Source organism: Cohnella sp. AR92 (genome assembly GCF_003990975.1).
Lineage (GTDB): Bacteria > Bacillota > Bacilli > Paenibacillales > Paenibacillaceae > Cohnella.
Genome location: NZ_RZJR01000006.1, coordinates 177,629 through 198,365 on the forward strand (window position 1 = coordinate 177,629; position 20,737 = coordinate 198,365).

At 53.9% G+C, this 20,737-nt stretch carries 21 protein-coding genes; 16 read left to right on the top strand and 5 right to left on the bottom strand.

Translation table 11 applies throughout. From position 1 onward, the window contains the following. Nucleotides 1-21: 21 nt before the first annotated feature. A complete protein-coding gene (locus ELR57_RS11290; RefSeq protein WP_126959174.1) occupies nucleotides 22-1,524 on the top strand; it encodes an S-layer homology domain-containing protein in 1,503 nt (500 codons plus the stop codon). Nucleotides 1,525-1,644: 120 nt separating this feature from the next. Here the strand turns inward: ELR57_RS11290 and ELR57_RS11295 are convergent, their stop codons facing one another. Then, the gene (locus ELR57_RS11295) at nucleotides 1,645-2,550 is read right to left on the bottom strand and encodes an NAD-dependent epimerase/dehydratase family protein (RefSeq protein WP_126959175.1); all 906 of its coding nucleotides are present in this window, start codon (nucleotides 2,548-2,550) and stop codon (nucleotides 1,645-1,647) included. A 208-nt stretch (nucleotides 2,551-2,758) separates the two neighbouring features. On the opposite strand from ELR57_RS11295, the gene ELR57_RS11300 reads away from it, so the two are divergent. Then, complete coding sequence (locus ELR57_RS11300) at nucleotides 2,759-3,970, top strand: MFS transporter (protein WP_126959176.1); 1,212 nt, start codon at nucleotides 2,759-2,761, stop codon at nucleotides 3,968-3,970. Between the two features lie 52 nt (nucleotides 3,971-4,022). Here ELR57_RS11300 and ELR57_RS11305 read toward each other — a convergent pair whose 3' ends face one another. Continuing rightward, nucleotides 4,023-5,375, bottom strand: a complete 1,353-nt coding sequence (locus ELR57_RS11305; protein ID WP_126959177.1) for an MATE family efflux transporter — start codon at nucleotides 5,373-5,375, stop codon at nucleotides 4,023-4,025. A 129-nt stretch (nucleotides 5,376-5,504) separates the two neighbouring features. Between ELR57_RS11305 and ELR57_RS11310 the strand changes: the two genes are divergently transcribed. Continuing rightward, nucleotides 5,505-6,191, top strand: a complete 687-nt coding sequence (locus ELR57_RS11310) for a TetR/AcrR family transcriptional regulator (protein WP_126959178.1) — start codon at nucleotides 5,505-5,507, stop codon at nucleotides 6,189-6,191. 62 nt (nucleotides 6,192-6,253) lie between these two features. Here ELR57_RS11310 and ELR57_RS11315 read toward each other — a convergent pair whose 3' ends face one another. Then, on the bottom strand, nucleotides 6,254-6,877 hold the full coding sequence (locus tag ELR57_RS11315; RefSeq protein ID WP_126959179.1) for a collagen-like protein: 624 nt from the start codon (nucleotides 6,875-6,877) through the stop codon (nucleotides 6,254-6,256). Between the two features lie 210 nt (nucleotides 6,878-7,087). Here ELR57_RS11315 and ELR57_RS11320 point away from each other — a divergent pair, with 210 nt between their 5' ends. From ELR57_RS11320 to ELR57_RS11345, 6 genes are all read left to right on the top strand, one after another. Continuing rightward, a complete protein-coding gene (locus tag ELR57_RS11320; protein WP_126959180.1) occupies nucleotides 7,088-8,128 on the top strand; it encodes a YheC/YheD family protein in 1,041 nt (346 codons plus the stop codon). Between the two features lie 339 nt (nucleotides 8,129-8,467). Continuing rightward, complete coding sequence (locus tag ELR57_RS11325) at nucleotides 8,468-8,674, top strand: hypothetical protein (protein ID WP_126959181.1); 207 nt, start codon at nucleotides 8,468-8,470, stop codon at nucleotides 8,672-8,674. Nucleotides 8,675-8,711: 37 nt separating this feature from the next. Next, nucleotides 8,712-9,479, top strand: coding sequence for a hypothetical protein (locus ELR57_RS11330; protein WP_370452252.1), 768 nt, complete (start codon nucleotides 8,712-8,714; stop codon nucleotides 9,477-9,479). Then, nucleotides 9,476-10,669 (top strand): glutathionylspermidine synthase family protein, encoded by a 1,194-nt coding sequence (locus ELR57_RS11335; RefSeq protein WP_126959182.1) that lies wholly within the window; start codon nucleotides 9,476-9,478, stop codon nucleotides 10,667-10,669. The genes ELR57_RS11330 and ELR57_RS11335 overlap by 4 nt, the downstream gene beginning before the upstream one ends. Nucleotides 10,670-10,673: 4 nt before the next feature. Next, nucleotides 10,674-11,315, top strand: a complete 642-nt coding sequence (locus ELR57_RS11340; protein WP_126959183.1) for a hypothetical protein — start codon at nucleotides 10,674-10,676, stop codon at nucleotides 11,313-11,315. Next, nucleotides 11,312-11,704: a DUF350 domain-containing protein gene (locus ELR57_RS11345; protein ID WP_126959184.1), complete on the top strand. Its 393-nt coding sequence runs from the start codon at nucleotides 11,312-11,314 to the stop codon at nucleotides 11,702-11,704. Before ELR57_RS11340 ends, ELR57_RS11345 begins: the two co-directional genes overlap by 4 nt. A gap of 84 nt (nucleotides 11,705-11,788) precedes the next feature. On the opposite strand, the gene ELR57_RS11350 is transcribed toward ELR57_RS11345, so the two are convergent. After that, nucleotides 11,789-13,966, bottom strand: a complete 2,178-nt coding sequence (locus tag ELR57_RS11350; protein ID WP_126959185.1) for a heavy metal translocating P-type ATPase — start codon at nucleotides 13,964-13,966, stop codon at nucleotides 11,789-11,791. 158 nt (nucleotides 13,967-14,124) lie between these two features. On the opposite strand from ELR57_RS11350, the gene ELR57_RS11355 reads away from it, so the two are divergent. From ELR57_RS11355 to ELR57_RS11375, 6 genes are all read left to right on the top strand, one after another. Continuing rightward, nucleotides 14,125-15,231: a hypothetical protein gene (locus ELR57_RS11355; RefSeq protein WP_126959186.1), complete on the top strand. Its 1,107-nt coding sequence runs from the start codon at nucleotides 14,125-14,127 to the stop codon at nucleotides 15,229-15,231. Nucleotides 15,232-15,422: 191 nt separating this feature from the next. Continuing rightward, entirely contained in the window at nucleotides 15,423-15,794 is a 372-nt protein-coding gene (locus ELR57_RS11360; RefSeq protein WP_126959187.1) for a hypothetical protein, read from the top strand. Between the two features lie 168 nt (nucleotides 15,795-15,962). After that, nucleotides 15,963-17,723 (top strand): ABC transporter ATP-binding protein, encoded by a 1,761-nt coding sequence (locus tag ELR57_RS11365; RefSeq protein WP_126959188.1) that lies wholly within the window; start codon nucleotides 15,963-15,965, stop codon nucleotides 17,721-17,723. 79 nt (nucleotides 17,724-17,802) lie between these two features. Further along, entirely contained in the window at nucleotides 17,803-18,228 is a 426-nt protein-coding gene (locus ELR57_RS11370; RefSeq protein WP_126959189.1) for a GNAT family N-acetyltransferase, read from the top strand. Nucleotides 18,229-18,292: 64 nt separating this feature from the next. Next, nucleotides 18,293-18,448 carry a hypothetical protein gene (locus ELR57_RS28100; protein WP_192896563.1) on the top strand — a complete coding sequence of 52 codons (156 nt, stop codon included), beginning with the start codon at nucleotides 18,293-18,295 and terminating at the stop codon, nucleotides 18,446-18,448. Nucleotides 18,449-18,476: 28 nt separating this feature from the next. After that, nucleotides 18,477-18,656, top strand: a complete 180-nt coding sequence (locus tag ELR57_RS11375; protein ID WP_126959190.1) for a hypothetical protein — start codon at nucleotides 18,477-18,479, stop codon at nucleotides 18,654-18,656. Nucleotides 18,657-18,689: 33 nt separating this feature from the next. Here the strand turns inward: ELR57_RS11375 and ELR57_RS11380 are convergent, their stop codons facing one another. Further along, complete coding sequence (locus ELR57_RS11380) at nucleotides 18,690-19,568, bottom strand: AraC family transcriptional regulator (protein WP_126959191.1); 879 nt, start codon at nucleotides 19,566-19,568, stop codon at nucleotides 18,690-18,692. A gap of 145 nt (nucleotides 19,569-19,713) precedes the next feature. Here ELR57_RS11380 and ELR57_RS11385 point away from each other — a divergent pair, with 145 nt between their 5' ends. Beyond that, on the top strand, nucleotides 19,714-20,733 hold the full coding sequence (locus ELR57_RS11385) for a glycoside hydrolase family 130 protein (protein ID WP_126959192.1): 1,020 nt from the start codon (nucleotides 19,714-19,716) through the stop codon (nucleotides 20,731-20,733). The last annotated feature ends 4 nt before the right edge of the window (nucleotides 20,734-20,737 follow it).

Genomic DNA, 20,737 nt, shown 5'->3' on the forward strand with positions numbered 1-20,737 from the left:
TTCCAAGGAGGAAGATACCCGATGAGAAAAGAATCCCGCACGATCGCAGCCTGGACGCTGGCCGCCGCCCTTGGCGTAGCCGCCATCGCTCCGGCCGCCGCTTCGGCCGCAACCGCGAGCTCCCCGCCGAAAGCGGTCGCGATATCCGAGAGCATGGACGCCGCCGTTCGGCAAGCCGTGAAGCTGCTGATGGAACAGGGTGTCCTCAACGGTTACGGGAACGGAACGGTCCGGCCGAACCAAACGGTTACTCAGGCGGAAGCAGCCAAGCTGCTCGTTCTGGCCCTGAAGCTGAAGCCGGCCGCTTCCAGCGAATCGACACTCGGCAGCGAACATAACGGCAAGTGGTACGCGCCATTCGCCAAGACGGCGATCGGTAACGGCCTGTTCGCCGCAGACGACTTCGATCCGAACAAAGCCGTCAGCGAACAAGAGCTTGCAGCATGGGTCGCGAAGGCGGTTCAGCGGGACGCGTTAAGCGCCAGAAGCTGGATGCAAGCCATCAGCGACGGCGGCAGCCCGGCCACCCGCGGAAAGACCGCCCGTCTCCTGGTGAAAGCGGAAGCCTCGGTACGGTCCGACGAAGCGCGCATCCTGTCGGTGAAGGCGCTGGATTCCATCGCGCTTGAAGTGACGACGACGGGACCGATGTCCCTGAACGACGAGACGATCGAACGCTCGGCGGAGACCTTCCGGTTCGACGGCGGCCTGACGATCGTTAATCAGCCGCGCTTGAAGACGGGCTCTACGAATACGTATATCGTTCCGGTCACGACGTTGGAAGAGGGCAAGAGCTACACGCTAACGTATAAGGGCAATCAGAAGTTCACCTTCACGGGAAGCGGCGAGCGAATTCGCTTCGAACAAGCCCGTCAAGTGACGAATGATACGTTCGAGGTCGAAGCGCTTCTCGCGAACGGCGTGGTCGACTATGGCTATGTCATCTCCGCCTATGCGGACGGACGGGGCTCGAACGCTCTTGTTCTGGGAGAGGGCAATACCTTGAACGGCAAGCCGCTGCAGATCATCTCTTCGCTGCGGAACCGCACGGCCGTTCTGACTCCGGCCGGCGGAGCGCCGATGACGGTATCGTACGTCGGCTATACCCAATCGACGGACGGCAAGCAAGAGCCGAAGTTCCGGCTTCCGGCAGGACAGAAGCTGGTGTCCGGCGTCACGTACACGGTATCCGCGGACTGGTTCGAGACGAAGAACGCTTCGTTCGTCGCCGGCAGCGCAGAACCGTTGAAGCTTGCGTCCGCTCAAGCAACGGATTCGAAGACGCTCGCGGTTACCCTCGACAGCGATCCGGGGGACGAATTGTTCGCCTTCCGTTCCGTTAAGCTTACGGGCAGCGACGGCAGCGAATTAACGGCTCAATATCGCGTGCAAACCCGCAAGGGAGCGACGGGAACGTTCGATCTGCAGAACGGCGGCGAGCTCAAGGCCGGCGTGTCTTACGCGGTGGCTCCGATCGGCGATTGGGCTGTTACGGAGAGCGATCTTATCGTTACAGGTCTTTAATTAATAGCATTAATTAGAAGATGAGCCATCCCGTAAATTCAAAGATAGCCATTCCCAAAAGAACCGATCTCATCTGAGACGGTTCTTTTGGGTTGGATTCGCGGGCATGTTCATTTCCAATCAGAAAGAACGATAGGTTTCCTCTAATCCTTCCATCAAGCTGACTTGCGGCCTCCAATCGAGCAGACGCTCCGCATTGCCGTTATCCAAGCAGCTATCCATGATATCGCCGGGTCTCGCAAGATCATATTCGACCCTCAGATCGGGACCGTGAATCCCTTCCAGCAACGATACAAGCTGGTTGATTGACGTTCGGAGCCCCGAGCTTACGTTAATGGTCTCCCCGTCTCCGCGGCCGACGGCTGCGAGATTCGCTTCCACGACATCGCGGACATAGATGAAATCTCGCGTTTGCTCCCCCGTACCATGAATCGTTAACGGGAGTCCGCGTTTCAGTTTGGACAGAAAAACGGAGATGACACCGCCTTCCCCATGGGAACACTGGCGGGGTCCGAATACGTTGCTGTAGCGTAAGATCGTGAACCGAAGCCGTCGCAATCGATGATACAGATAAAGGCTTCTCTCCGCGGTTTCTTTGGACAACCCGTAGAAGGAGATGGGGGAGGGAGCCATATTCTCTTGCTTCCGAAGAGAGTTAACTTCTCCGTATACGGCCGAAGTAGAGGAGAAGATGAGCTTGCGTACGTCCGATCGCTTGCAGGCCTCCAACAATCGAAGGGTTCCGACGACGTTCGTATTCGAATCGTGAGCGGGATCTAGTATCGAGCTCTGGACATCCGCTTGGGCGGCCATATGGAATACGATGTCGGGCTTGATCGTCTGGATAACGCTTGAGATGGAATCATGCGTGATGTCTGCCACATGCAAACGGGCGGCTGGATGGACATGGTCTCTTATCCCGCTGGACAGATTATCGACAACGTGGACTTCCGCGCCGTTTAAGCATAATGCTTCCGTGAGATGAGACCCGATAAAACCGGCACCGCCTGTGACAAGTGCTTTCATAATTCAACTCCTATCCAAGGAATTGAATTAGTTTACGGTACAAGGCGGAGCCTTGCGTGTGTACATGTCCGTAGTTCGTATGCGGAGCGGATGGAAAAACGACAGCCGAACATGAAAGAAAACAAAGGCAATGGGAAATGCTTGAAATACGGTTTGGGGAATTGACTGCCGTCCTGTTTTAGAACTCTAAAGGGGATAAGGGCCATCCATGGAAAAAAAGAAAAAAAGGGATTTGGCCGCGCTTGCGACGATTCCGCTAACGATGACTTTAGCCAACTCCATGTTAATCCCCGTTCTTCCCGTCATCCAGAAAAAAATCGGGATCAGCGCATTCCAAGCTAGTCTAATCATTACGGCCTACGCGGTGGTCGCGATCTTCTTCATCCCGCTGGCGGGCTATTTATCGGACGTGATCGGGAGGAAGAAAGTGATCTTGCCCGGCTTAATCATCGTCGCGGCCGCCGGAGCGTTCACCGGTTGGGCTTCCACCGCCATGGACAAGCCGTACGCCATGATCATGGTGGGACGATTGGTGCAGGGTCTCGGAGCGTCGGCTTGTTTTCCCGTTGTGCTGCCTCTGGTCGGGGATTTGTTTAAGAGGGACGAGGACGTGACGAACGGACTCGGGATCGTCGAGACGGCGAACACCTTCGGCAAGGTTCTCAGCCCCATCCTTGGTTCCGCGTTGGCCTATTGGGCATGGTATATGCCTTTCTGGTCCATCCCCGTATTTTGTCTGGTTTCGATCGTTCTGGTATCCATATGGGTGAAGGTGCCCAAGGATAAGGAAAAGGCTCCGGGGTTCCGCGCCTTCATCCAAAGCGTACGAGAGCTGTTTCGAACGCAAGGACGTTGGCTATGGGGGGTGTTTGCGTCGGGGGGCATCAATATGTTCGTTCTATTCGCCTCCTTGTTCTTCTTGTCCGAAACGCTCGAGGACAGGGGAATCGACGGCATCGCCAAAGGCGGATTGGTTGCCATTCCGTTGGCTGCGCTATGCTCGACCTCATGGGCCGTAGGGAAGTGGTGCGGCAAGAACAAACGTCTGATGAAGTGGATCAGCGTGGCCGGGTTCATCCTCGCAACGGCTTGCATGATTTACTTGGCTATTGCAGGGAGAGATAAGAACGGCGTTCTGATTGCTGTCTTGTCGGTCGGTTCGGTTGGTCTCGGGGCGGCCCTACCCAGCTTGGATGCGATTCTGACCGAGGGGATCAAGAAGGAGCAGCGGGGAACCGTTACTTCCTTCTATAGCAGCATCCGGTTTCTAGGCGTAGCGGCCGGACCTCCTCTGGCGGCTTGGATCAACAAGAATTCCGTCTCCGCTTTGTTCTGGCTGCTATTCGCCGTAAGCTGCGCGGCTGCCTTGATCGTTCTATTCGCCATCAGACCGAATAAATCGGTTGAATCGGCCAAATGATAAGCATTCGAGAGAGGGAGATGGACGGTGCCTTTCGTTCATGATGGGAATGTTATTGAACCAAGATCTCCAAATCCGGCTTTAATCGGTTCCGGAGTACGACCAGCAGGATAGCGCCGACAAGGAACGCGGCGGCGTCGGCAATGACAAGCGACCAGACCACCCCGTGGAAGCCGTTCAATCGATCGGCGATAAACAAAACGGGAATCAACGCTATTCCTTGAACGACGGACATGATAAACGCTGCGGTTCCTTGCGCAGTTGCCTGGAAAATCCCCGTGAACAACGTGGTCATTCCCGTGATGAACAAGGACAAGAACGTTACATGCAGAATGTAGCTGCCCATCTCGATTAAAGCAGGATCATTCGTGAACAAGCCGATCAAGCGGCCGGAGATCAGATAAACGACAATTCCGAACACGACGGCCAACGCCGCGATCGCTTTGATCGTGAAGCCAATGGTGGTCTTCATCCGCAATTTATTCGCAGTGAAAGTAAAGGCAATGAGCGGCACGACTCCCTCGCACAAGCCCATCAGGATAAACTCCGGAAATTGCAGCAATCGCGATGAGATTCCGTAGGCCGCAACGGCTTGATCCCCATAATCGACAAGATAATGGTTAAAGATAAGCGACATGGCCCCCAAGAAGACACTCATGACAAACACGGGAACTCCGATTTTAAACACATTGCTCAGAATATCCTTCGAAGCCCGGAACCATCTGGCAGAGATCGTTAAGATTCGGCTCTTATAGCCCATATGGTAGGCGTAGAAGGCGACGGCAACCAGATTGGATACGACCGTCGCCGACGCAACGCCGATAATCCCCCAACCGAATACGAAGATGGCCAGCGCATCGAGAATCACGTTCACGACAACACTAAGAATCATCCCGATCATCGACGTGACGGCCGCCCCCTCCGAACGCACGATATTCTCAAGCGTAAAGAACAAGACGACGATCGGGGAACCGATAAGCATGACGGTGACATAGTCCTTCGTGAACCCGAAGGAATCCGGCGTCGCTCCCAAGCCATGAACGATCGGATCGATCAAAGGGAGACCGACGGCGATCACGATCAGACCGATCGCGATACTGCTGTAGAAGGCGAAGGAAGACACCTGTTTAACGTCATTAAACTTTTTCTCGCCAAGCAGACGGGAGATAAAGGTGCCGCTTCCCATGCCGATCAAGTTGCCTAGCGCCATAATAATCGCGAATAAAGGCAGGGTTAAAGCAAGCGCGGTCAACATCGCCGAATCGTGGAGCGTTCCAAGGAAATAGGCGTTCAGGATGGAATAGATGACGCTCATCGATGTTCCGAGCATCATCGGGACAGCGAAATGAGCGACGGCTTTGGCGATCGGCGCCTTCTCAAAGTAATGGAGATTCTGCGTATCCATTGAAGTCACTTCTTTCTTCGAGTTTTATCTAACAGCGTTAGATTGAACCTTACAGTGTTAGATGATATCATGAAGGCAGGAACCTGTAAAGAAATAATCTTACACTGTTAGATAAAAGGGCGGATACCGATGAGAAAGCAGCAACCTCAGATCTCGGAGGAGAGGATTCTGGAAGCCTCTTGGGAGCTTCTCGGGGAGGAAGGCATCGAGAAATTCAGCTTGAGGCGATTGGCCGACCGGCTGGGAATTCAGGCGCCTTCTCTGTACTGGTACTTCAAGAGCAAGCAGAATCTCTATCAACGTCTGGCGGGCCAGGTATCGAAAATCATTCTGGAGGAGTTCCGTTCGGACGGGGATTGGAAGGAGCAGTTGACTGGTCTTGCGGTAACGATAAGAAAGGTGCTCAGCCGGCATCCCTGCTCCTCGCAGCTCATGATGATGACGCTGCCCCACGAACCGGACATCATTCGGTTCACCAACCGCATGCTGCTCTGCGTGGAATCGACTCCGCTTGGGCAGGATCAGAAAATGCAAGTCGTGACGACGCTTGCGAACTATGTCTTCTACTTCGTCATGGACGATTACCAGCATGAGCGCAATGTCTCCGCGATCCTTATGGAGAAGGGAGCGGATGCGCTTCCGGGGGAGGAGATGATCCGTCTCCTGGACACCATGAGCGACTCGGAGGCGGGACTATTCAAGAGAATGTTCACGAACGGTCTGTTCGAGCTGATGGGGACAGACGCGGCGTTCGAGTTCGGCTTGAAGCTGGTTCTGCTGGGGATCGAGCAGGTGATTAAGGAGCAAGAAGCATAAAAGCAAAAAAACCGCCCATCTGATGTTCAGATGGGCGGTATTCCTTCTAACCGATGGGCCGCTTAAGCCAATCTCTCAATAAGAAGCGACGCGCTTGTGACCGGCGTTCCGCCGCCGATGCTCGCTTGCAATGTAACCGCACCCATGTTGTCGATCCGGTTTAGCGTCAGCGTTCCTCCGGCGGTCAATCGAGCAACGACTTGGCCCGGATAAGTTTGGTTGCCCGAACTCGAACCGTAGTTGCTGCAAGGAACAAGAGATGGAGCGATCGGACCGGCCCCGTCCGGGTCGAAGAACAAGCCGAAGGCGGTGTTGCCGGCATTCGGGAACACTTCCCAAGTAATGCGATAGAATCCGGTCGTCAGGATGTTAACGGTGGAGGGCGAGGTAAAGGATACGTTCGTCGAGTCAATCACGGCGTCGTTGAACGTAACGGCCCCGCCTTGGCCGCCGGGAGCGGGAGCGGGGGCAACGGACTGGTCGACCGAGCTGCACAGGAAAGCGAACGACGCTTGAGCAGCGGGACCGGCAGGGCCTTGAGGACCTTGTGGGCCTTGGGGGCCTTGGGGACCTTGCGGCCCTTGCGGGCCCGCTGGGCCTTGCGGGCCGGTTAATCCTTGCGGGCCTTGTGGCCCTTGAGGGCCTTGCGGCCCGGGAGGTCCGGGAGGACCTGGTAATCTACCCATCGGTTACTTGCACGCTCCTTGTTTAATGTGATCGGGCCGGGTTAAACGTCCGATGAGACTGCCCGCTCCTACCCTATTCCAATTGGTGCGGATGCGTACCCGCTCGGATCCGCTTTTTTTGCGTTGCGTTGTATTGTTGTCCATGCGCGAACGGGATGGACGACATACCCTGATGTTACGAATCTTGCGATATCTATACGGAGGCCGGCCATGACTGTCAATAATGGGTTCGTAGGAATTCTGGTCGCGAATCGAGCGCAAAGAAAGTACGTGCTTAACCAATATTTATCGCACAACACGGCAGGAGTGCAGCTGATCGCTTTCACTCCATCCTCTATCGATTGGAACCGTCGGAAGATTATCGGAATGCGTCGAATCCGAGGAAGGTGGTCGATCGGCCGATTTCCTTTTCCCAAAGTCGTGTATAATCGCTGTTACGGCTCGAATACGCCGCTTATCGAAAGGCTTGGTGCCGAGATCGGTGGGGAGCATTTCTTTAATCACATTAATCAACTGAACAAGCTGGCCATATATAATAAGCTGAATAGGTGGCTTGAACCTAATCTGCCGGAGACCGTTCCTTATGAAGAAGCGGATCTGATGAGCATGCTGGAACGTCATAAGGAAATTTATATAAAACCTTATTTCGGATGCATGGGCAAGGGCGTTTACCGTGCAGAGATCGATTCCTTAGGCGATATCCGCGTGGGTCAGCACTATTTCGCCCCGAAGACGGCGACGAGCGACAGCGTTTTTTTCCAAGACCATATCCGGAAGCTGGTAGGTTCAACTCCTTACCTCGTGCAGAAGGGAATCCCGATCCATCAGCTCGACGGGCAGGTCTTCGATATTCGTTCCCTTGTGCAGAAGAATGATCGGGGATTGTGGTCCGTCACGAATCTCGTGAGCCGGATCGCCTACAAAGGCAGCTATAATACGAGCATCTTCGTTAAATCCTGCTTGTCGCAGGAAGTCCTTAAGAAGCTGTATCCGCCGGACAAGGTTCAGGCCATTGTCACTTCCATTTACGATATCAGCCTCCGGACGGCGGAGATCATCGACATGGAGACGGATTATCATCTGGGCGAATTCAGCGTTGACGTCGCATTGGACAGCGATGCGCATCCTTGGATCATCGAATTGAACGGCAAGCCGCAGAAGGATCTATACCGAGGCGTCCCCAATCGGTCCGTCGTCTATCAGCGCCCGCTCCAATATGCGAAGTACTTGTGCGGGAAACGCTCCTTGTGATCAACAGTATATGGGTAAACGCTTGGACGCGTGATCAAAGAGCGGAAGAAGGAGAACGTTCCGGACCATTTGCAAGAGCATCTATAAACGGGACTGCCCCTTAGAGCGAGACAAATCAAAACACCTTCAACTGTATCCCTCGCATCGAATGGTGCAAGGAACCGCATTGGAGGTGTTTTTCTGTTGTCAGCTAAATAACTAGGTAAAGAGCGCAACCAAGGGAGCCTAATGGAAGTTATATGAGGGTGATTGTTTCTCTGCTTGAATTACCACATAAACAATATTTATGTATTATAATAGTCGAATGTATCATTCGAATCCGAAGGAGCCGTTGAATGGATGAAAGTCGTCATGCTGGAGAAGAACCGGGACGGAAGCCTTGTCCCTATCGATGAGAGGGAGTGGACGCACGAGATGCTGGAATCCCTCCATCACGTCAACTATTGCGTACTTGGCAGCCAGGAATACCAAACGCTCGAAGGCCGATTGAACCTGGACTTGGAGCGGATGGAGCTGCTGGTCGTCAAGATGCTTCATGAAGATTAATGGTCTCGGATAACAAGAGTTGAATAGGAGAGAAGGAATGGACATGCAACCGGAACAATTCAAACCGAATGCGAAATCCGATCGGATGCCGAATTCGAACCCGGATCGGAATACGGATGAACTCATCCTCCACAAATTATTCACCAAAGACGGAGTGCCGCTGCGAATCCTTTCGACTTCTCTCGGGATCGCCTTGCTGGCGAACTTAGCGTTCCTGCCCGCCGGCGCGCGTGCCGAGACGGCGTCGCCTACGCCAACCGCCTCCGCGGGTGCCGACGCGGAAGCCGGTCCCAAGCTGGTGGAATGGTCCAGCGAAGCCGTCAAGAAGTATTACGACGCTGCCGTCGATTGGAACTTGCCGCTTCCGGCAGACAAGGAACTCGACCAGCAGCCCGTACCGACCGATGAACCGGCGCAAGGAGCCGCGGGCGGAGGCGGGTCCGGGGGGACGACGGTCGTCCATACGTACTCGTCCGGCTTCGGGTGGGACGATCTGCTCCTCTACCATCTGCTATTCAACGGCGGAGGCTCGTATTCGTCGAATTCGTGGTCGAGCGGCCACCGTTCTTATACATACGGCAGCAACACGCCTTACAAGCCGAAGTCTTATTCGTCCGGAGCGTTCCAGAACAAGACGGTGACCGGATCGACGGTGTCTCCTAAGACGTCCAACTCTTCGGGCTCCATCGTTCGCCGCTCGACTTCATCGACTCCCGGAGGGATCGGAGGCAAGTCCAGCAGCGTCAGTTCCGGGTCGTCCAGCTCTTCTTCCGGCTCGAAGTCGTCGGGAGGCTTCGGCGGATGACGGAAACGTTCCGAGTGATCGGACGGCCGGACGACAATCGAGCTCGCAAGGTGGAACAGCTGAGAGAACTAGGCTTCGCTTGGGCTGACCTTGAGGACGAAGCTTATTGGCTGGACCAGGTCGTCGGCATGAACCGTTCCGTCTACGAGAAGCTAGAGCAAGCTTCCGAACGTCTATGGCGACTATTGGATCGCACGGTCCGCTACCTTATCGGCAGAAGAGACCTGTACGAGCTGCTCGGCGTTCCCAAGGTTCTGTGGGAGATGCTCGATCTGTTGCCCGTTCCGCCTGAAGGCTTGATCAGCCGGTATGCCCGGTTTGACTTCGCGATCTCGTCGGACGGCGAGATCAAGATGCTCGAGCTGAACGCGGACACGCCGACGGGTTACGTGGAAGCTTCCATTGCGACCCCTTGGCTATGCCGTCAGGCCGGAATCGATAACGTCAACGAGACGATGAAGGAACGGCTGGCGGAGGCTTGGGCCATCGAGAAGCCAGACACCATCGCTTGCGTCGGATACGGCTCTCATCTCGAGGATTCCGGCACGATCGAGGCTCTGGCGAAACATAGCGGCTTGAATCCGAGGCTCGTCGATTGCCTGGAGCTGTGGGTGGACGAAGGAATCTTGAAGGACAGCCGTGCGGAGCCGATTCGCCGCCTATTCGCCCTTTATCCGAAGGAATGGATGGCTTACGACGACGGAGGCGACGCGTTGGCCTATGCGATCGAGATGGGCAACCTCCAGCTGTTCAATTCCGTGCACAGCATCCTGCTTCAATCCAAAGGGCTGACGGCCGCGGTGTGGGGCTTGCATGAATTGGGCGCGTTCTACGACGAGGAAGAGAACGACGCCATTCGGCGCTACTTGCTCCCGACCTACAACAAGCCCGTATTCGATGGCGGCTTCGTCTCCAAGTCCATGTTCGGCCGCGAAGGCGGCTCGGTACGGATATTCGACGAGGACGGCAAGCTGGAGCTCGAAGACAAGGACGGCTATGATACGAGCGAGCTGTTCCCGGTCGTCTACCAGAAGAGAGCCGATCTGGCTCGTATCGAGACGGCGGCGGGGTCTTACCATCTCCTGACGGGCATGTTCGTCATCAATGGGAAGCCGTGCGGCTTGTTGGGGCGTGCCGGCGGGCTGATTACGGGCAACTCGAGCCATTTTATCCCGATTGGAGTGATCTAGCTTCATGAAGAATTCGTTCAAAATCATAAGCGGAATCGTTCTCGTGCTTGTCCTCGGTTCCTGCGGGTACGATCATCAATCTTCGGTCTTCACGACTTCGTCTTCCGTCACTTCGACAATACCGGACGACCAGTCGGCTAACCATACGCGCGTGCCTTGGGACTATCGGATCGTCCAGGGAACCGTCGGGGATCTAGTCGGCAGCGACATGACTCTCCTGCCGGATAACGTCCTGCTTCCCAACGATAACAATTACGCGACCGGCGATGCGGTCTGGACGCTGCAATTCATGGATGCGCAGATCGCTACGGACGCTCGGAACCGCAGCCAGATCAACCTTTCGTCTTGGATAACGCTAAAGTCCTACAAGGATGAGCAGAGCGCCGAGAAAGACATCGCCGAGCTGAAGGAGACGATCGTGACGGAAGTGGATCTGGTCGGCGTGTACAAGACGGAGAAGGCAGGCGAGACGCGCCAGTTCGCCGTGATCACGATGCCGTCCGGAAACGCGGTCAAGCAGCCGGTCAGCGCGGAGAAGTACGAAGCGCTTAAGAAGCAAACCAAAGCGAAAGTGAACGTCGAGCAGGTGCACGATTTTGAAAATTACGATACGGTTTATGCTAAATTCCGGGGGTGGGCGCAATGACAGAATTCGTCAATATCGTGGTAAGCGTCGTCGTCATCATCGTGTTGCAGATGGCGGGCATGCTGATATTCAGTCTGATGACTCCGTTTAACGACTTGGAAGAATTGAAGAAGGGCAATTCGGCCGTCGGACTCGCCTTCGGCGGGAAGTTCCTCTCTACCGCCATCATTCTCGGCGTATCCGCTTATACCAATACGACCATCTGGCACATGATGCTCTGGTTCGCCGTGGGCTATGTCATTCTCATCGCGACTTACTGGATCTTCGAGCTTCTGACGCCTGGACTCCGGATCTCCGAGCACTTGCAGAAGGGCAATGCGGCCGTCGGCGTGCTGCTGTTCTGCGTCTTCCTGGGAACGGGCTTCGCCGTTAGCAGTCTCATTATTTAAGATAGTTCCTATTTCTTCGGCTATTCTAGTCTTGCTAGCCGCTAATAACGAAGGAGCTCCCGAGCGTTCGGGAGCTCCTTCGCGTTATCCTTGTTCTCTTTGCCTCTGAATCAATACGGTTAAGCTGACCAACGTCACGAAGATCGTTGCCCCCATGTCGGAGAGAATGGCGATCCAGAGCGTAAGCCAACCCGGTATGGTTAACAGCAAGGCGATCAGCTTTAAGCCCATGGCGGTACCGATATTGAAGCGAATAATCCGATTAACCTTCTTCGAGACGCGAATCGCGGAGGGAAGCTTCCCGAGATGATCTTGCATAAGAACGATATCCGCCGTTTCGATTGCGCTGTCCGTTCCTTTGCCCATGGCGATGCCCAGTTGAGCCGAAGCCAAGGCGGGAGCGTCATTGATGCCGTCGCCGATCATTCCGACCGTTCCGGTTCGGGCCAATTCCTTCACCTTGGCTACCTTGTCCTCCGGAAGAAGATCTCCGTAATATTCGCTGACGCCAACGGCTTGAGCGACTTTGGCGGCGGTTTGCGCATGATCCCCCGTAAGCATAACCGTCCGTTTGATTCCGCTGCGGTGAAGCTCCTTAATGACCGAAGGGCTCTCCTCGCGAATTCGGTCGGCGATTCCGAACATACCGAGAACGCCGCTCTCATCCGCCAGCAGGACAAGCGTGAGTCCTTTGTCCTTTAACGCTTGCACGGCGGTACGAACCTCATCGGTAAAAGTCAGATGGCGGATGCTTTTCTCGTTCCCCAGCCAATATCGACGGCCCTGGTACGCAGCCGTAATCCCTTGTCCGGACACCGTCTCGATCTCTTCGGCATCATGCGTATCGATTCCTTTAGCGTTCACTTCCCGCATGACCGCTTTGGCGAGCGGATGGACGGAAGCCTTCTCGATAGCTCCCGCGACCATGTAGAAGCGTTCGTTATCGTATACGATCGTCTCTTCCACGTGCGGTTCGCCCATGGTGAGCGTTCCCGTCTTATCGAGAGCAAGCGCATCCAGCTTGCCGAGCTGCTCCAGGAATACCCCTCCTTTAACAAGGATGCCGTTGCGGGCGTTGCGGGTGATACCGGACACGATAGCGATCGGAGAGGAGAGAATAAGCGCGCACGGACATCCGACGATTAATACGGCCAAGCCTTGATAGAGCCAATCCGACCAGTCTCCGCCCAGGAAGAGAGGAGGGACCGCGATCACAAGGATCGCGATGGCGATAATGATCGGCGTATAGTAGCGGGAAAATTTATTGATGAAGAGTTCCGTCGGGGTCTTCGTCTCCTGGGCCTCTTGTACAAGATGAAGGATCTTGGCTAACGAAGAGTCTTCGTACGCTTTATCGATCCGAACCCGCAGGACGCCTTCATTATTCAAGCTTCCTCCGAAGACGCGTTCGCCGGGAGCTTTCTCGACGGGCAATGATTCGCCCGTAATAGCCGCTTCATTAACGGAGCTCTTGCCGCTAGTCACCTGCCCGTCCGAAGGGATTTTCTCGCCGGGCTTAACCAGGACGAGATCTCCGACTTGCAATTGGGAGATGGGAACCACCGTCTCGAAGCCATCTTCCACCCGAATGGCCGTTTTGGGCGCAACCTGCAGCAGGGTCTCCATCGACTTTCTTGCCTTTTCCATGCCTAATCCTTCAAGCAGCTCATTGAGCCCGAACAGGATGGCGACAAGCGTCGCTTCTCTCCAGTCTCCGATAGCGGCGGCCCCGATTAACGCAATGGTCATGAGCGTATCGATATTGAATTTGAATCTGGCCAAGTTCTTTAAACCGCGCCAGAACGTCGAGTAGCCGCTGAGCAGGGAAGCGATGAGGTACAACACAATGGACGTGGAATCCGCGAGATAAGGAGATGCGAGAATAGTCCCGATATAGAGAATAGTGGCTAGGCTCAGAATAGCGATGATCCGCTTCATTCCATCGGCGCCATGATCATGACCGTGATCATGACCGTGATCATGACCGTGATCATGACCGTGATCATGGTCGTGATCGTGTTTATGGGAGTGATGATGGTCGTGCTGGTCATGCTTGCGTTGCGGATATGCCGGGGACTCCAGATAAGCTCCGTCCGATCGAAGGATACGGCTCACTTGCTCAAGGGAAATCTTGTCGTTTACGATCAGCTTGCCGGAATTATAGCTTAAGGTCGCCTCTTGTCCGTGTTCGAGCCTGCGAATCTCTCCCTCAAGCTCGGCAGCGCAATTCGGGCAGGACAATCCTTTTACGCGCAGTTCCATTCCGTTCACCCCTTTATCATATGAGTATATGTTCATATGTTATCCATTGACCGTTAGGATGTCAATTTACTCAAGTTTAACTTTTGAACCAAGTGATGGAGATTTTACGTAGATATTTGTATTATTATAGGGATAATTAAGCGTGGAGGTCTTGCACGATGGGGTTATTCAGCTGGATCCGCGAGAGTGTAACCGGAGAACGCATCTGTCCGATTGAACAATTAGAAAGCTATAGAAGACTCGGAGAGCAAGTATATGATCTTCATGTGGAGCTGGCCGCTTGCGATAAGCCGCGCGCGCTTGCTTTCATGCAGGCTGCGAGATCCTTTCAGATAATGGCCGATGCCTTGCTGGCAGAGGCCTTCTACAGTTATGGCAACGAGAACAAGTCCGTTCCGATCGTCACTCACGAACAAGCGGATATCTGGTATGGCAAAATACCCGAAATGATGATTGCCGCTCGACAAGAAGTCGCATTTGAACGTTCTTCGGCGATCGAACTGCCGATTCGGCTCGGATCGATCGTGGAAGGGCCGAAGCCGTGTCCGGTCGCCCATCTCGCCGGGCTTCGCCGCGCGGCTCAACAGATGGAGGAGATAACGAGCGGTGCTATCGAAGCAATCAAAGATCAGAAAGATACGTACAAAGCGGTCATTCTTCTATATGAATCTGCGAGAACTCGCAAGCAAGCCGGGGATGCCATTGTAGGCAGCCTCACGAACGGACGACGCGTATCCGAAGAGAGTCATGAGGATGCCGAGAAGCAATATTGGTTGGCGCTGACGGATTATTTGCTGATCTCGCAGGGACTGCGTGCACCGGACTTATTAAACGTTCAACCGGGTTCCTCTACTTTTACAGCGACAAGGACATGTAAGCTTGACTCGAATGACATCTGGAAGGTAACCTCTCGCGATGCCAAGAGAGAGATCCGCAACGCGGGGGAATGGGAGCAAGCGGTCGAGGACCTTCAAGAACATTGGGCAACCTGCCTCGTCACCAATGTAGAGCGTGAGTACGAAACGACCGTCGAGATGCTGCTGGAACAGGGCTTGATTCAGGAAGACGGCTACTGGTACTGTTGTCCTTTTCCATCGGTCTACCGTGTTCAAGCCTCGACGGAGTCCGTTCAAATCTTGGGAAGAACGATTCCGAGGGGCCATGTGTTCGTTTACGAATACGGGGACGACGGCGCGCAAGGAACCTTTATCACGGGGGCTTCCTTTGAGTCCGGCGCGGAACGCAAATACTGCGAGGACGAGTAAAGGAGAGGACTTCCTTGGGGGTCTTACATCGATTAACCTCACTATTTCGAGCCAATAAACAAGCCGATGATAACCCGGAGCTCGTGCTTAATAGCTTTATCGAAGCTTCTTCGGAGAAGTTAGGGGAATTGACCGTTGCCGTCAGACGAGCGCAATCCCAATGGCTGACTTCCCAAGAGGAGGAATCTCGCATGGAATCGAGACTTGCGATGTACCGGACCCATGCGGAAGAAGCAGCCAAGCAGAATGATCCGGATACCGCACGATCATGGCTTATGAAGGCGCAGAAGGAACAGGAAGCTTATCTGAACCTCCGAAGAGAGTCGGAGCAGAAGAAGGCGGCAGCGGATCAATTGGAACAAACTCTTGCACGTCTTACCGACAAACTCCATTCCGCCAAAGAACTGAGAAGGCAATGGCTGGACAGGAGCCGCAACGCCGCTTCGCGATTGCAGGCCGAAACGGACTCCGATCTGGACTGGATGGCGGCAGTGGAACAACTCAAGGAAGATACCCTATTGGCTGAAGCCGCAGAGGAAGTTCGTCGAAGCCGTCCTTATTAACACTAAAGTAGCCCAAGTCTTTGCCGCGAAGCAAAGGACTTGGGCTTTTCCGTGCAAATAAGATAAAATGTTCAGAGGCCAGCCGCCGAATGATATAGATGAAGAATCGGAAGGTTAATCATTAGATGCGAATATGGCTGGAGCATGTATACAAGAGGAGCGTTCGAATTGTCTAATTTCAAGGCGTATTTCATCTTCGTCAAACCCTATTGGCGCCTCGTTCTGGTCACGGTACTTATCGGCATCGTCAAGTTCGCCATTCCTTTAACGCTGCCCTTGATCCTGAAATATGTGGTAGACGAAGTCCTTATGGGCGATCAGGCCGATTCGGCCAAAATCGCGAATTTATTGACCGTCATCGGCGGGGCGTCCGTCCTGTTCGTCATTATTCGTTATCCGATCGAGTATTACCGCCAGTATTTTGCCCAACTCATCACCTCGCGAACGTTGTTCGATATTCGAAACAAACTTTATGACCATGCTCAGCGCTTGTCGCTGCGATATTATCAGAATCATAAGACCGGAGAGATCATCTCCCGCATGATGAACGACGTGGAGCAGACCAAAGGCTTGGTCGAGACCGGGATGATGAATATCTGGCTGGATATCATCACGCTATCCATCGCAATCGGAATCATGTGTTACATGGATACCTCGCTGACGTTGGTGTCCATCGCCGTCCTGCCGTTCTATGCGATCGCGGTAAAGTTCCTATATAAGAGATTAAGGCAGTTAACTAAATCGCGTTCGCAGTCGTTAGCGGAGATGCAAGGCTACTTGCACGAGAGAATCAACGGGATTCCCGTGATCAAGAGCTTCACTCTCGAATCGAACGAGCTGCGTCAATTCGGGAATAAGAACGAGCAGTTCTTAAATCGGGCCATTGCGCATTCCAGGTGGAACGCGCTGACGAATGGCATCATCAATACGTTAACGGACATAGCGCCGCTTCTCGTCATTGCCTACGGCGGTTACCAAGTCGTTCAGAATCACCTGTCCGTGGGCGCTTTCGTTGCTTTCTTCGGCTACCTCGAGAGGCTGTACAATCCGCTCAGACGCATCGTGAACTCTTCCACGGAGCTCACTCAGGCCAGCGCTTCCCTGGAGAGAGTCCTCGAATTCATGCGGGAACCTTACGACGTGACGGACGAGCCGGGCGCCAAACCCATGCGAGAGATTAAAGGGGAGATCCTCTTCGATAAGGTCTGGTTCCGCTATGGCCAGGAGTCCGATTGGATTCTGAAGGGGATCGATCTGCATATCCATCCCGGCCAAACGGTGGCGCTAGTCGGAATGAGCGGAGGAGGCAAATCCTCGATCGTCAGCTTGATTCCCCGGCTCTACGACATTCAAGAGGGCTCCATCACGATCGATCGCGAGGACATTCGCAACGTTACCCTTCAGAGCTTAAGAAGCCAGATCGGAGTCGTTCTGCAGGATAACATCCTGTTCAGCGGAAGCATCCGCGACAATATCCTGTTCGGCAGACCCAATGCTACCGAGGATGAAGTACGGCAAGCTGCCATTGCCGCCAACGCCCACGATTTTATTCTTGAATTGCCGCAAGGCTATCAGACCGAAATCGGGGAACGCGGCGTGAAGTTATCCGGGGGACAGAAGCAGCGGATCGCCATCGCGCGCGTCTTCCTGAAGAACCCGAAGTTGATTATCCTTGACGAAGCAACGTCCGCGTTGGATCTCGAATCCGAACGTTTGGTCCAAGAATCTCTTGATCGGCTCGCCAGAGAACGAACCACCCTTATTATCGCTCACCGGTTGTCTACCATAACGCATGCGGACAAGATCATACTCATCGAACATGGGGAGATTAAAGAGCAAGGCACTCACCAAGAACTCATGCAAAGAAATGGATCTTACGCTCGCTTATTCAACATTCAAACCATTAGAGATACCGAGTGGACTTCTTAAAAACTTGCGAATTGGCTCTGTTAGAGCGTCACTCTATCGATTAAATTGGAATTTGACTATCCCTACTAGAGGTGATGACATGTCGATTCGAATGATGGAGACCGACTCGGATATTCTTGCCACGTTTCCGGTCATGAAGCAACTGCGCCCCCATCTGGCGAAGGAAGATTACGTTCCCCTGATCCGGCAGCTTCAGGCCGACTTTGGTTATCGACTGATTGCTCTGCTCGAAGAAGGCGAAGTGGCGGCGGCTGCCGGTTACCGGTACTGCCAAACTCTGGCGAGCGGGCAATTCCTGTACGTGGACGACCTGATTACCGATGAGAAAAGCCGATCCCGCGGATTCGCGGAGAAATTGTTCGATTGGTTGGAGAGGGAGGCTGCCGAGTCGGCCTGCTTGTCTCTGCATTTGGATTCGGGGGTTCAGCGCTTCGATGCCCATCGCTTCTACCTGAAGCGGAAGATGAGAATTTCCTGTCACCACTTTGATATGCCGCTGAAGTGAATAGGATTGCAGGCGAAGTACACACTACCGTAAGAAGTTAACCGGTTAAGAAGGAGTGACATGGATGGCGACCGATAACAAAGAACTTCGGGACTTAAAGACGGAGCAAGCCGGAATGACCGATCTTCATGAGACGAGGAAGCATAATAAGCCGATTCAGATCGATCCTCCAGAAGTCAGCCCCGGACCCTATAGCAAAAGCACGCTCGAGAACGATTGACATTCCGAACAGGAGAGGCCATTTCCTCATGTCCAACAAAAAGAACTATTACGCATTCGAGGATCCGTCCGGCAAGATCATCGAGTTCCAAGCGACTAGCTTGCAGCAGGCCATGATCATTAAGAAGAAAAAATCTTCCGAGCTCGGAATACCGAAAGAAGCGTTCGAGCTCAAGACCATCCGCAAGAAACCGACTCAATCCGCTTAATCCGAACATAGCGAACCGTTTCCCATGCAAGACTCAATAAGCTTCAACATGCTCCCGGCGGTATTCGCCGGGAGTTTTGCCTTTATTCTCGCGGAACACCCGCGCGAACACCTTATAGGAGCTGAAGCCGACTTCCAAGGCGACATCGATTATGCTCATGTCGGTCGCGACCAGAAGGCTGCAGGCATGATTCAGGCGGATGCTGTGCAGCAGTTGGACAAAGTTGATGCCGGCGCGCTTCTTGATCTCGAGGCTCAGGCGGGAAGGATGGATGGCGAACATATCGGACAAGCCCGCCAAGGATAAGTCCTCCCGGTAGTTGTAATGAATGTACTCGATCACGGGCCATAAGACGCCGTTCCCTTTGGAATCGGCTTCTTTCCGCGATTCGGTCGCCTTGAGCGCTAGACGCATGCGCTGGAAATGGATGAGCAGCTCGTGCAGCCGCAGCGGCAGCAGCTCCTTGCGGAAAGGATTGTTCTCCCGGTACTCGGACAAGAGAGCCGCGAACATCGCTTCGATCGGCGCAAGCTCCCGGCTGCCGATTTGCAAGTAAGGCTGTTGGTTATCCACGAGCAGCGATTGAAGATGGGAAGAGCTAGCCTTCGACGAAGCGGTGAGAAGTTCCATGGCGAACATGCAATTAAACAACCGGAGCGGGGTTGAGGAGGAGGTGACGATCTCATGAATCTGGTAAGGAAGCAGCAAGGTGAACGTACCGCGGCTCATCGGGTGCTTCACGCCATTGATCGTCTCATGGCCTTCCCCTTCGATCACTAGCGAGCATTCAAGAAAATCATGCCGATGAGCAGGGAAGAAATGGCGAATCTCATTAATGGAAACGTAGAAGGGAAAGCCTCGTTCTATCATTTCATAATCGGACAAATTCTTGTTCATAGGGAAGATCGTCATAAAAAACCTCCCACAACGATGAAAAAATAGGATATTCGCGTAAATATATGAGATACTGGCAGAACGATTATACCATAAACTAGGGTTGTGTTCAGGAGTTGATTAGGCCCATTAACCAAGAAACTTAATAGCACAGGAGGATCATATGAACTTGCCGACATTAGGGTTAATCGGAGCCCTCCAATCCAGTCCGTTAGTCGTTCGTCATCCGAGCAATCCTATTCTGACTAGCGAACAAGTCCCTTACAAACCCGCGTTGGTCTTCAACGCCGGCGTGACGAAGTTCCAAGGGCGTTATGTCATGATTTTCCGCAACGATTACGGCCAAGCGGATCTGCAAGCGCTTTCCCCGATCGATACGACGAACCTTGGACTTGCGTTCAGCGACGATGGAGTGAATTGGGAAGTCAAGCCGGAGCCTTGCTTCAATATCAAAGACGAGGATGGGGAGATTATCCGCGCCTACGATCCGCGCCTTACCGTTATTGACGGAAGCTGCTATATGTGCTTCGCCATCGATACGCTGCACGGCATACGCGGCGGAATCGCCGTGACGGAAGACTTCGAGCGCTTCGAGGTCATCAGCATGAGCGTTCCGGATAACCGGAACATGGTTCTGTTCCCCGAGAAGATTAACGATCGTTACGTCCGGCTTGAACGTCCCTTCACGATCTATAGCCGCGAGGGGCAGGAGCGCTTCGATATTTGGATCTCCGATTCTGCCGATCTGAAGTATTGGGGCAATTCCGATCTGCTGCTCGCCGTCGAGCAGGTTCCTTTCGCCAACGCGAAGCTAGGACCGGCGGCGCCTCCGATCAAGACGCCTCAAGGCTGGCTGACGACCTTTCACGCCGTGGACATCGATCCATCCCGGGGCAAGAACGGCTGGGAGCCAAGCTGGAAGAAGAGGTATACGGCAGGCATTATGCTGCTGGATCTCGATAATCCGAAGCGGATCGTCGGTTTATACCAGGAGCCCTTGATCGCTCCGGATGCCTCTTACGAGAGAGAAGGCGGCTTCCGCAATCATGTCGTATTCCCCGGGGGGATGATATTGGAGGAATCGGGCGAGGTCAAGATCTATTACGGCGCAGGCGATACCTACGAATGCCTGGCTTCCGCGGACGTGTACGACTTAATCAAGCTTTGCTTGAAGAACAAGTGACGCG